The 12,684-nt window shown below is 61.8% G+C and carries 9 protein-coding genes; 5 read left to right on the top strand and 4 right to left on the bottom strand.

What is annotated here, in order from left to right; genetic code table 11:
• Both VGY55_13315 and VGY55_13310 read left to right on the top strand, forming a co-directional pair.
• Positions 1-996 (top strand): IMP dehydrogenase (locus VGY55_13315; GenBank protein ID HEV2970945.1); only part of this gene is annotated, 996 nt, incomplete at its 5' end.
• Between the two features lie 139 nt (positions 997-1,135).
• Positions 1,136-2,134 (top strand): hypothetical protein, encoded by a 999-nt coding sequence (locus VGY55_13310; GenBank protein HEV2970944.1) that lies wholly within the window; start codon positions 1,136-1,138, stop codon positions 2,132-2,134.
• A 211-nt stretch (positions 2,135-2,345) separates the two neighbouring features.
• Here the strand turns inward: VGY55_13310 and VGY55_13305 are convergent, their stop codons facing one another.
• Positions 2,346-6,020, bottom strand: coding sequence for a tetratricopeptide repeat protein (locus tag VGY55_13305; protein HEV2970943.1), 3,675 nt, complete (start codon positions 6,018-6,020; stop codon positions 2,346-2,348).
• A gap of 96 nt (positions 6,021-6,116) precedes the next feature.
• Entirely contained in the window at positions 6,117-6,344 is a 228-nt protein-coding gene (locus VGY55_13300; protein ID HEV2970942.1) for a zinc ribbon domain-containing protein, read from the bottom strand.
• Between the two features lie 72 nt (positions 6,345-6,416).
• Between VGY55_13300 and VGY55_13295 the strand changes: the two genes are divergently transcribed.
• A complete protein-coding gene (locus VGY55_13295; GenBank protein ID HEV2970941.1) occupies positions 6,417-7,094 on the top strand; it encodes an NAD(P)H-hydrate epimerase in 678 nt (225 codons plus the stop codon).
• Between the two features lie 20 nt (positions 7,095-7,114).
• Here VGY55_13295 and VGY55_13290 read toward each other — a convergent pair whose 3' ends face one another.
• Positions 7,115-8,725, bottom strand: a complete 1,611-nt coding sequence (locus tag VGY55_13290; GenBank protein HEV2970940.1) for a hypothetical protein — start codon at positions 8,723-8,725, stop codon at positions 7,115-7,117.
• A 327-nt stretch (positions 8,726-9,052) separates the two neighbouring features.
• Here VGY55_13290 and VGY55_13285 point away from each other — a divergent pair, with 327 nt between their 5' ends.
• Together VGY55_13285 and VGY55_13280 are read left to right on the top strand one after the other, a co-directional pair.
• Complete coding sequence (locus tag VGY55_13285) at positions 9,053-10,402, top strand: Gfo/Idh/MocA family oxidoreductase (GenBank protein ID HEV2970939.1); 1,350 nt, start codon at positions 9,053-9,055, stop codon at positions 10,400-10,402.
• 137 nt (positions 10,403-10,539) lie between these two features.
• On the top strand, positions 10,540-11,802 hold the full coding sequence (locus VGY55_13280) for a hypothetical protein (GenBank protein ID HEV2970938.1): 1,263 nt from the start codon (positions 10,540-10,542) through the stop codon (positions 11,800-11,802).
• A gap of 96 nt (positions 11,803-11,898) precedes the next feature.
• Here VGY55_13280 and VGY55_13275 read toward each other — a convergent pair.
• Positions 11,899-12,684: gfo/Idh/MocA family oxidoreductase (locus tag VGY55_13275; protein ID HEV2970937.1), on the bottom strand; the 786-nt coding region annotated here is incomplete at its 5' end.

Genomic DNA, 12,684 nt, shown 5'->3' with positions numbered 1-12,684 from the left:
ACGGGGACTGTAACGCTTGAGGAAGCTGAAAAGATTTTGATGGCAAATAAGGTCGAGAAACTTCTACTGGTTGACGAAGATTACACACTGACGGGCCTTATAACGATCAAAGATATCGACATGTTGAAGCGGTTTCCCAATGCCTGTAAAGATAGGCAAGGGAGGCTGCGCGTCGGGGCGGCCGTCGGCGTCCATGACTTCGAGCGGGCCGAAAGCCTGATCGCCAAGGATGTCGATGTGCTGGTCGTCGATAGCGCCCATGGCCACTCGGCCAACGTCATCGAGACGGTCAGCAAAATCAAGAAGCAATGGAATATCGACGTGGTCGCCGGCAACGTGGCGACGGCCGACGGCTGTCGCGATCTGATCGCCGCCGGGGCCGACGCCGTAAAGGTTGGCATCGGGCCGGGGTCGATCTGCACGACGCGAGTCATTTCGGGCGTGGGAGTTCCGCAAATCACGGCGATTCTCCAGGCCGCCCAGGCCGCCGAGGCGGCCGGAGTTCCGATCATTGCCGATGGAGGAATTCGCTACTCGGGAGATTTAACGAAGGCCATCGCCGCCGGCGCGCATACGGCCATGATCGGAGGCCTGTTGGCCGGCGTGGCCGAAAGCCCTGGGCAACAGATTCTGTACCAAGGGCGAACGTTCAAGGTTTATCGCGGGATGGGTTCGTTGGGAGCGATGGTCAAGGGTTCGAGCGAACGCTATCGACAATCCAGCGGCGCTCGCGGCCCGGACAAATTGGTCCCCGAAGGGGTCGAAGGGCGAGTGCCCTTCAAGGGAGCGTTAAGTCCGTTCATCTATCAACTCGTGGGGGGCCTCCGGGCCGGCATGGGTTACTGCGGTGCGCGAACGATCGACGAGTTGCGCAAGGAAGCACGATTCATCCAAGTCTCGCCAGCGAGTGTGAGGGAGAGTCATCCACATGACATCGCCATTACGCAGGAAGCGCCAAACTACTCCGCTGAATACAAAGGTTCGGAGATCGTCTGAGTCGCGGTCGGCGCGCCGATGTGTCGGAAAGTGCGCCATTAGCGCTTTGGTGCTCGTCGCTGCCTTGGCGATTTCTTCCTCGGCGATTGCCGACGACTGGGCGCCGCGATCTGACTTTTCGCGCTTCCCTAACAGTACGTTGTCGAGTGACGGCCATTTGCGCTGGCGCCCGTATCGACCGGCCGATGCTCCGCGGGCAACCGACGAGACCGCCGCGCCGAACGATGTGCAGCGTGCAAGCCACGACGAACCGCTGACCGATTCGAGCGACGACATTCATCGGGACTCCAGCGTAATACCAGTCCAGCGACTGGCGGCCGCCGATCCGATGTCCGACCCGTTCAACGATCAAAAAACGGACAACAAGGACCAGAAAGCGGGCGACAAATCACCCGCGCAGCCGATGCCGGGGCCGGCGCCCGCTTTCCAGGAACCGAGCCAGCCCGCCGTCGCGCCGCCGAATGCGAACGTTCGAGAATCGGCCCCAGCCAAGCTCCCCGGCAATGATCCGTTTCAATCGGACACGCCGGCGCCGGGTCGAGACAATGCGGCTCCAATGCCGCCGCCGAACCCTCCGACCCCACCGGGAAATGGCATCAGCCCGGAACCGAAGACACCGGCGATTCCACCCGCCCAGATCAACCCGATGCCCGAAGTCGATTTGACGACCGGCAAGGAAGCCTGCGATAAGAAGCTGGCGGAACTGATCGCCAACACCGTCGACAAAGTCCAGCTCGACATTCGACCGAAGCTCGGCCCGACCGATCAACTGCCGGGGGAATGCACGCTCGGCGACGCGCGGTTTGATGAGCGCGACTGGTCCTGCCTCACGTACACCTGGAAGGCCGCGGCCCTGTGCCACAAGCCGCTATACTTCGAGGAAGCGAACCTCGAGCGTTATGGCCACTCACGCGGGCCAGTCCTCGATCCGCTCGTGTCGGCGGCCCATTTCTTCGTCTGCGTGCCGCTCTTGCCCTACGAAATGGGAGTCGAGCCGCCGTGCGAGTGCGTCTACTCGCTCGGCTATTATCGGCCGGGGAGTTGCGCCCCATGGATCATCGACGGCTTCCCAATCAGCATCCGCGGCATCGCGCTGGAATGCACCGCGGCAACCGGCGCGGCGTTCGCCATCCCGTAGAACCACGGCAGCTTTCAGGTGCGAAGACCGTTCCTTCTGGCCGGTTCACGGGTGGCGCTTCAATGCTGATTATACGGGTGCCATGGCCACTGCCCTGAGTGGCCATGCCTCATTGCGGCTCATGCCCACGCCGACCCGCTTGCGGGCCCAGAGGGCGCCCCGCCCGCGTGGACGTGGCACCCAAAGTATCAAAAACAGCTTTGAAACTCCGCTAGTGTGGCACGGCGGGAACGGCGGGCGCCGCTTGTTTGTTTCCGTTGGGTGTTTCCGCCTCCTTCGCCAGCGCTGCTTGGCAAGAGTGCAATTGATCGCGCTGGTCCTTCAGCCAACCTTGATAGATCGGCTGCCCCGCGATCTTCCCTTCGCCCTCGAGCTTGCTCAGAATGGCCACTCCCTGCTCGAACCAACCGATGGCGGCGGCAAACGCTTTCGCGCCCATCTCGAGCCGTCCGAGGCACCCGAAACTATAGGCAAGGTAGGCTTGGGCCTGGGCGTTGCTCGGATCGGCCTGGGCCAGCTTCCGGCGGATTTCCAAACCCTTCTGATAGTCGTCGCGGGCTGCCGCCGCGTCCCCCAATTGCAACTGGACGTTGCCAAGCTTGTTGTACGAGACGGACAGATCGCGCTGGGCCTGGGCATTGCTCGGATCGGCCTGGGCCAGCTTCCGGCTAATTTCCAAATCCTTCTGGTAGTCGTCGCGGGCTGCCGCCGCGTCTCCCAATTGTAACTGGACGTTGCCAAGATAGCTGTATGAATTCGCTAGATCGCGCTGGGCCTGGGCATTGCTCGGATCGGCCTGGGCCAGCTTCCGGCGGATTTCCAAACCCTTCTGATAGTCGTCGCGGGCGGCCGCCGCGTTTCCCAATTTCAACTGGACGTTGCCGAGCTTGTTGTACGAGACGGACAGGTCGCGCTGGGCCTGGGCATTGCTCGGATCGGCCTGGGCCAGCTTCCGGCTAATTTCCAAATCCTTTTGGTAGTCGTCGCGGGCGGCCGCCGCATCCCCCAATTGCAACTGGACGTTGCCAAGATAGTTGTACGAGACGGACAGATCGCGCTGGGCCTGGACATTGCTCGGATCGGCCTGGGCCAGCTTCCGGCTGATTTCCAAACGCTTCTGATAGTCGTCGCGGGCGGCCGCCGCGTTTCCCAATTGCAACTGGACGTTGCCAAGCTTGTTGTACGAGATCGACAGATCGCGCTGTGCCTGGGCGTTGGTCGGATCGGCCCGGGCCAGCTTGAGGGCGAGTTCTTGCGCGGCGTCAAACTGCTTGTGGGCCTCTTCGGTCGCGCTCCCCGTTGAAGAGCCTAAATAGAGGAAGGTGTCTCCCAGATAAAAGTGACTCCAAATCGTGGCGTAATCGGCCGTTTTTATCGTCTCCAAGGTGCGAGCGACCTGCTTGAGTCCTTCGATGGCCGTGTTGAGGAGGCTGCGGCGAACTTCCTGGGCGCCGGGCACTCCCTCGAGCTTCGACTGAATGTCGAACACGACGGAATTCAACGTTTTCATCGCCAGTTGACTCTGCAGGTCGGCCCGCTCGCGGGCTTGACGCTCGGAATCGGCCAGGGCGGTCTTCTCGGCGGCAAGGGCCGATTTTTCGCGGGCCAGGTCCTGGGCCTTTTTCTCCGACTCGACGGCTTCATTCCTCGCGGCGTTGATTTTCGCGAAGGCGATCACCACGATCAGCACGATCGCGGCTGCGGCGCCGACCGCCAGCCGCACCAATCCGCGATGCTCGCGGACCCAGCGGCGCAGCAATTCGGCGGCGCCAGGAACGCGGACCCAGACCGTCTTGCCCGCGAGGTAGAGATCCAAGAGTTCGGCCAGCTCGCGAGCCGAGCCGAGCCGGTCGTTCTGATCGTTCTCGGTCGCCTTGGCCACGATCGCCTCAAGATCGCGGTCGAGCGTGGGGTCGATCGCGCGGATCCGCGGCAGGCGGCGATTCAAGACCCAACCGGTCAGTTGTTTTTCGTCCTCCGCGTCGCCGAACAGGCGCTCGCGCGTCAACAGTTCCCAGAGCGTAACTCCGAGCCCGCGGATGTCCGCCCGCGGCCCGACTTTGACGTTCGCCGCGGCGAGCTGCTCCGGGGCGGCGTAGCGCAATTTGCCGAGTAATCCGGCGCTGCGGCTGGCCTCCAGGGTGCGCGTATTCCCCTTCGCCAGCCCGAAATCCATCAGCACGATCCGCGCGCCGTCGGGAGTGAGCATCAGGTTTGCCGGCGACACGTCGCGATGCACGATGTTTTGGTCGTGTACGGCCTGAACCGCGCGGGCCGCGTCGCGGATGAGCGCCGCCACGCGGCGGGCATAACCGCCGACGTCGTGCTCGACTGCGGGAAGTTCGGGCAACGGCGGCAGTTGGGCCCAGAGCGCCACGGCCTCGGCCGAGGAGCGCGGCGCGGCGTCGTTCAACTCGCCCGTCGGCGGGTGATGCCGCGTCAGCCCGCCGGCCGCGCCGGCCACAGTCGGCGCGCCCGCGCGGTGGGCCGTTTCGGTCCGTTGCTTGTGGCAAGCGGTGAGCACGGCGCGCGACCAGGTCGTGCCGCCGAGGCCGGCCGCGCTGCCCTCGCGGTTCTTTCCCGAAAGTTCCCGCCAGACGAATTCCAGGTCCGCGCCCGGGACGTACTCCATCGCGTAATAGCGCTGGCCGTCGGAGAACTTGCCGCTGGTTAGCACCTTGACGATGTGCGGGTCGTCGCACTGGCCGAGGGCCCGAATCTCGCGGTCGAAGCGGGCCAAGGCCACTTCGTCGCCGCTCAACTCCGCGGGCAGCGTCTTGAGCGCCACGAGCCGCCCCAACGACAACTGTCGGGCCAGATAGACGACCCCCATGCCGCCGCGACCGATCTCCGCGATGATTTCAAACTCGCGCGGCGCTGCCGCCGCTGCCAACGGCGCCTCCTCGCCGAACTCGACGCCATGCCCCAAGACCAGTGCAAGCAGGCTGGCCAGGCTAGCCGCGGCGGCTGCGTCGCGCGGCGTCTCGCCGCTGAAATAACCGAGATACTCCAACTGTTTACCGCGGACCGCGTTCAGGAACTGGACCTCTTCGTGGAGCTTGGAATCGCGAAAGTCCAGCAAAGGGTCGAGCCGCAGCGGGACCGTGTGCCCCGGCCAAACGATGGCCACGCGATTGGACAGCAGGGCCGCCGCCTGGACCGCGTTGACGCGGGTTGGCTCGATCCGAATGGTCCCCGCGCCGGTCAATTCGCGCAACCCGACTTCGAACTCGCCGGCCGCTACCTGTTTGATCTCACCGAGGCAGACCAGCCGGCTTCCCCGCGGCCCGAACAGGTCCAGCGTCGCTTCGGCCAACAACTCGTTGGCGGCCGACAACAACCTCGTCGCCATGTCGTTGTAAAAGTCGTCGCCACGGTCGGCGCCGTGGGCCAGATCGTTGCGATAGGCGTTAATTTCCTCGATCACGCCGCTGACCGAGCAGCTCTCGACGTTCTTGGGGGCACCCCCCGCCCCCTTCTTGTTGATCCGTCGATAGAGGTCGAGCAGGGCGGGGCGGTCGCGCAGCGGGTCCTCGAGTTGGGCCGCCACGTGTCCGAGCGGATGCGAGGCGGCGTCGGCGCGCCGCCCGAAATATCGTGACAGCTCGCGAAGGATGGCGACCCAATGACCGAGCGACGGTCTCTTGAACTCTTTCCACGTTGCGTCGAGCGCCGGCGCGCGCGGACCGCCAACTTGGAGTTCGCGCACATAGGCGGCCACCAGGACGCTGGCGGCCAACTTGATCGTCGCCTCGAACAGGTCGGTCGCGTATCGGTGCCGCGCGCGGGCATCCGGCCCGTCGTGAGCCAAGCGCAAAAGCTGCGCCAGCGGCAACGGGAGCCGCACGAGGGAAGTCCGATCGAATTCGGGCACGGTAGTGGGCATCGCCCTGCGTCAATTCATGAACGCCGTTCGCCGCGGGAACTCAGGGTGGCGTTCATTATACGGCACGCGGACTTAGCCGGCACAGCGGCGAATTCGCTATTCCATCGCACAACCGCCCATGCCGCATTCGGGCAGGCCGCAGCCTCCGCGCGGAGCTTCGCAGACCGGCAGCGAGCGGCTTGAATTGATGTGAGCCGCCGGCACGCTCAGCAGCTTCTCGAGCTTCCGTCCGCCGCAGCTTGGGCAGGCGGGCCGTTCGCCGCCGCGGACCAGCAGTTCAAACTGGCTGTCGCACTTCTCGCAGGTATACTCGTAGATCGGCACGATCGATTCCTCCGTCAAGTCCAACGGCGTTCTTGCTGGAACATTGTAACACGGTCCGATTTGGGATGTCGAATGTTGAATCGCCAGCAAGTTCGCGAAGTCGATCGGCGTGCGGTCGACGAATATGGCATCTCGGGATTGTTGCTGATGGAGAATGCGGGGCGGGGCGTCACGGATAAACTCTGCCAATTCGGCGTTGACGGGCTGGTCGTAGTCTGTTGCGGCAAGGGAAATAACGGCGGCGACGGGTTTGTCATCGCGCGGCATCTCGATCTGCGGCGGCTGGCCGTACAGGTGCTATTGTTCGCCGAGCCAGATGAACTCACGGGCGACGCGGCCGCGAACTTTCACATTCTCGAAAAGTGCGAAGTGCCGATCGCGGTCTTGGCGGAAGCCGCTGACGTCGCTCGGCTGGAACATGAATTCGCAAAAGCGGCGTGGATTGTCGATGCGCTGTTGGGCACCGGCGCGACCGGTGAGCCGCGGCCTCCCTATGACGCCGCGATCGCGCGCATCAACGCTTCCGGCAAACAAGTCCTCGCTGTCGATCTGCCCAGTGGCTTGGATTGCGACACCGGCCAGCCGGCGATGAACACGATTCGTGCCACGCACACTTGCACGTTCGTCGCCGTCAAGCCCGGCTTTATCGTTCCCGGGGCGGATGAATTCACTGGCCAGGTTCACGTCCTCGATATCGGCGCCCCGCGAAAACTCGTTGATGAGATTTCCGGCATTGGCGCCCAACCTTGACCGGGCATGGAGCGCGCACGTCATCGTTTATCGGCAGTCAGCTTCGAGCCAATTTCGGAATGACTCTGCTTCGTGTCGATTGCGTACATGCTGAACGTCTTCGATCGATCGAGCCAGTGCAGATAATTGTAGTTTTCGAGCCACGACGGATAGCTCCGCCAGACGAGCGTTGCCTGCGGGGCGATCTCCGCTTGTTCGCCGGAGAGCGAGATTTGATCGGTGATTAGGAGGAATTTCCGCGGCCCGGTCCGGAGCAGCCCCTTGAGTTCGTCGTAATCCTTTAGCTCTTGGTAGACGAATCCCGTCGGACGATAGAAGAACATATTCACGCCGACGTTTTGATAGGGGTTCTTCTTCCCCAAGAGGTAGGCATGACAGCCTTCGCCGTAGTTGTCATAGATGAATTTTTGCAAGTCGACACCAGGGCGCTTGGCTGTCAGGGAGGCGATCGCCAGGGCGACAAGATTCGCCGCGTAAATCAGCTTTGCCGGCCAAGAGCGCCGTCGCTCCCAGAGCCAGCGGAGCGGCACCGGCTGATCGCTCTCCGAATTGCTGGGCGCGAAGGCGAGCAGGAAAAAAAACGTGGCCACGAGCGTCATCGGAAAGAGAAATCGCACTTCTTTGTGAGCCACGAGGCTATGGGCCACGAAAAAAGAGAGTGTCGCCCAGGTGAGAATATGCCGCGGATGCCGCACCCACGTGATCAGCGCCGCCGCCGTCCAGAGCAAAGTGATCGGCGCGAGCGGGCCTTCATTCACCAAATAGAAATACCACCACACGGGCGAAGTGCCGAACTCGTCGGCCTTGTGGTCGACGATGTTGATGTGGAAATAGTTCCAGGGCGCAATGGTCCACCCGCCGTAGCCCCAACAATCGACCGCCGTGCCAACGAGAATCGGCGGCACGACGCCGGCCAGGATCAGACACGCGTTGAGCACTCCACGCTTGTGGCTCTCGCTGCCGATGATAGCCACCCAAAACACGACGCCGGCCACGGCGAACGCAATCTGATAACGAAACTCGAAGGCCATCCCGAAACTGAGGCCAGCGATCAAGAGCGCAGCGAGTGGATAGCGCCGGCGGTCGCCCTCAGCCGATGATCCGAGCGCGAGCGCCGCCACACCGAAAGCGAAGAAATCGCCCGACAGCGATTCGGACGAAGTCCGCACGGCCAAGTATGGAATCAGCCACAAGAGCGCAAGCAGGATCACGGAAATCCGCCGCACCCCGCGATCGGCAAAGAAAACCCGCGCCGAGAGCATCATGGCCACGACGGCGGCCCAACCGCACAGCCCGCTCATGGCGCGGAAGACGAACGAAAGCGTGAACGGGTTCTCGACGCCAATCGCCATGAACGCCCGGGCGGCCGCGTAGTAAACCGCTGGCTGCATCCAAGGGCGAATTTGCTGGTGATATTCCCAGGCCAGTTCCGAGGCAGGAGTTTTTCCCAACTTATAGCTGACGAACTCCGTGATCTGGTAGTACTCGTCGAACTGAAAGAACCCGTAGCTGAAGTAGCAGGCGATCGCGATCAAAACCAGGCTGACCAGCGCCCAACGGGTCACGAACCTCCGCCATTCGGGATCGGCCGCCAGACCGCTGTTGTTTCGCAGGTTTTCGCGGAGCGACATGCCGGCAGGGTTGACAAGGTGACTGGGTGACAAAGTGAAACGGTGACGACTTTCGGAGGGCTGTTTGCCGCGTGGATTCCCGCACGATCGTCGGACCGGGTTTATCCTGTTTCGAGCGGAATTGGCCGAATCTGTACCCGTTTCGACGCCCGGCTGTCAATGGCGGAAAGGCCGAGCGAGCGACCTCGTGGCCTTGTTCCCAGGCAGAGTCTGGGCACAAAAAAATCGCCCCAGGGGATGCAAACGGTATTGCGTTTTGATTAGAATGATCGGCTTGCGGAGAGTTTGCCCACCTAATCTAGCCCACCTCGACAGGAGACCTTCTCAATGGCTCGCAACAATGTTTCGCGGCGCGATTTCGTCAAAACGTCGGCGGCGATTGGCGCCGGTTACTGGGTCGCTGGCGGTTTGGCGTCGAAAGCCAGCGCGATGGCCAACGGTCAGATTCAATTCGCGTGTATCGGTTTTGGCGGCAAGGGCGGGAGTGATTTCAAAGACGCTGGCGACAACGGCAAGATCGTCGCCGTTTGCGATGTGGACGACAAGGCGGTCGCCAAGGCCGCGGCCAAGTACAAGGGCTCGGAGAAATTCAGCGACTACCGCGAAATGCTCGAAAGGATGGGCAAGAGCATCGACGCGGTGACCGTCAGCACCCCCGACCACAATCATGCGGCCGTCTCCTTGTTATACATGCGGGCGGGCAAACATTGTTTCTGCCAGAAGCCGCTCACCCGCACCATCTACGAAGCTGATCTCATGGGAAGAGTGGCCGCGGACATGAAGGTCGCGACGCAAATGGGCAACCAAGGCACGGCTAATGACAGTCTCCGCAAGGTGGCCGCATTAATCCGAGGTGGTGCGGTCGGCGATGTGAAGGAAGTTCACGTTTGGACCAACCGTCCGATTTGGCCGCAGGGAGGCAATCGTCCAACGCCGAAGGCTCCGCCCAAGGAACTGCATTGGGACCTCTGGCTAGGCACCGCGAAGGCCCGACCGTTTGGAGAAGGCATTCACCCGTTTAAATGGCGCGGCTTCTGGGATTTTGGTTCGGGCGCATTGGGAGACATGGCCTGCCACACCGTGAACATGCCGTTCATGGCCCTCGACCTGTTCGATCCGATTTCGGTGGAAGCCGAGAGTTCTGGAAACAACACCCTGATGTATCCCAATTGGTCGATCATCAAGTTCGAGTTCCCCAAGAACGATAGTCGACCGGCACTGAGCCTAACTTGGTACGACGGTGGCAAGCGCCCGAAGGACGAATTGTTCGAAGGGAAAACCCCGGCTATCAGCGGCGCTCTCGTCGTCGGTGACAAGGGAAAGCTTTATGCGCCGGGAGACTACTGCGAGAACCCGCATACTCTGATGGGTGGCGCCCAAGAACCCAAGGTCGAGTTCCCCAAGTCGCCGGGCCACTTCGAGGAATGGGTCCGCGCGATCAAGACCAACAACGCCGAGCCGGCCATGTCGAATTTTCCCAGTTATGCCAGTCGCCTTACGAAAACCATCCTGTTGGGGAATCTCGCCGTTTGGGCCGGGACCAAGGTGAATTGGGACGCCAAGGCCATGAAAGGAACGACTGGCCTGCCCGAACTCGATGCCGAACTCCAGGGAATTGTTCGCCCCACCTATCGCCAGGGGTACGTGCTCGAAGAAACCCGCCTGACGTCTCGATGACCTTTCCTGGTGCCTATCCATTCTTTTGACGCCTTTCACATCGGGGCCGCCGGATCGGCCCTTATCGACGTGTCGATGACGGCAAGCGCTGCTCGGAAGTGGGCGCTTGCCGTTTTTCATCGCGGAGTCACTCACCCATGAACTGGTTCGTCGCCCCGTTGGCCGCGCTGGCCTTCATCATCGATTGCGCCCTTCCCTGCGCCTCCCCCGCGGTCGCCGCCGATGATCCGGCCGATATCGCCGCGCTGAAGCAGCTTCGCGGGAAGATCGGCGTCGATTCCTCAGGCACCGCAATTAGTCTGGACTTCAGCAACATTCCCGTGACGGACAAGGATCTCGTGCATCTCAAGGGAGTACCGCACCTTCAAAAGCTCGCACTCTGGGGCGCCGGTATCACCGATGCCGCGATCCCGCAGCTCAAGCAGCTCAAGGATCTCAACGATCTTAGTCTCGAGAATTCGGTGGTCACCGATGCCGGACTCGAAGACCTCAAATCGATGCCGGGGATTGCGGCGCTTAATTTACGGCGCTGCGCCGCGATCACGAATGGTGGATTCGCCGCGCTCAAGGGCCTTCCGAAGCTCGAGCGGCTCCTGCTCTTATACACCAATCTTTCCGATGCGGGGATGGTCCATCTCAAGCCGCTTGTGAAGCTTCGCGTGCTTGATCTTCGCGGTTGCGCGGAAATCGGAGACGCCGGCGTGGCCAATCTCCAGGGGCTGACGAATCTGGTGGACCTCAAACTCCGCAATCCGTCGGTCACCGATCAGGGGATCGCCACGTTAAAAGCCCTTACGAAGCTCAAATCGCTGTCGCTGGAAGACACCGAGCTTTCCGACGAGGGAGCGAAAGTGCTCGAGAATATGCCGGAAATCGTGGAACTTGACGTCATGCGAACCAATCTGACCGACGAGGGCCTGGCCAATCTCGATCGAATGACGAAGATGAAGCGACTCGAGCTGCGCGGCACCGCCGTCACCGGTCCGGGGCTCGCGCATCTCAAGCAGATGAAGGGTCTCAAGATTCTGAACCTCTCGGAAACTTCTCTCGACGACGAAGGACTCGATCAGATTCAATCGCTCACCGGTTTGGAAACTCTCGAACTCTGGAACACCTCGATCACCGACGCCGGTCTGGCCAAGCTCATGGGAATGACAAACCTCAAGAGCCTCACTTTGGAAGACGTTAAGAAAATCACGGACGACGGGATCAAAGTTCTCGCTAATTTCAAGGGTCTCGAAACCTTGAACCTCAAGGGAACCAAGACGACCGACGCCAGCGTCGATTTGCTGTCCGGCCTGAAGAACCTCAAAGAGTTGAACTTGCAGTTCACCCAACTCACCGACGGCGGAATGGCCAAGCTGAAGAAGGCACTGCCGAAAACCAAGATCGTTGAATAGCGATCGGTCCGCGGTTGCCGTCGATGCTGCCGGGATTAAGTTGCCGCCATTCCGCTCGATCACGGAATTCTGGCGAATTCCGCTACAGGCGAGCCATCACGAATTCAAAAAAATCCGGCGACCCTCGCGATGGCTGGTGCGGGCCGCCAGGACGACCGAGAGCGCGCGGTAGGCGTCTTCGAGCCCCGATGTGTTGCGCACCAGGCTCGTGACCGAGCGATAGAACTGCGCCAGGAGTTGCTCGCCGACCGGCCGCTCGCTGTCGAGCGATTCCTGATGACGCCCGGCGCGATCGAACCAGATCAGCGACGTTGGCAAGTCGATAAACGCAACGCCGTTCTGGCAAGCGACCTGAAGCGCTGGAGGAGGGCGAAACGTGACCGCCTCTTCCCATTGCACGGGCATGTAGGTGCCGCAACTGATTTGGGCCGCCGTGCCGGTCCCCGGTGGGCTGGGACCGGAGAAATCCACGTTCATCATCGTATAATCCTCGGCGGCCGCGTTCGGATCGACATGGTGTTCGATGCCGAACACGCTCGTCGGATCCCGGCCGACGACATACCGGCACCAATCGACCAACTCGACGAGATCGCGAGTTTCCGGCGCCTTCGAGCAAGTTCGCGCTCGCGGCGCGGCGCCGTTCTTTACTGGCACCCTCCGATGGCAGAACAACAACCGCGGCTCGCCGAGCTGTGTGGCGATCAACTCCTTCAGCCGCAAGGTAGCCGGGGCCTGCCGCCGGGGAAATTCCGCCATGAAAGCGATCCCCGACTCTTCAACTCGCTTTTTTAGCCGCAAGGCCTCGGCTAGCTCCAAATGCGGAGTGACGGCGCAATACACCGCTTTTCCCGCGTCGCAAGCCGCCAGAATCGGCAGCGAACC

It is taken from the genome of Pirellulales bacterium (assembly GCA_035939775.1).
In the GTDB taxonomy this organism is placed as follows: domain Bacteria; phylum Planctomycetota; class Planctomycetia; order Pirellulales; family DATAWG01; genus DASZFO01.
This window is presented reverse-complemented; position numbering and strand designations above follow the sequence as displayed.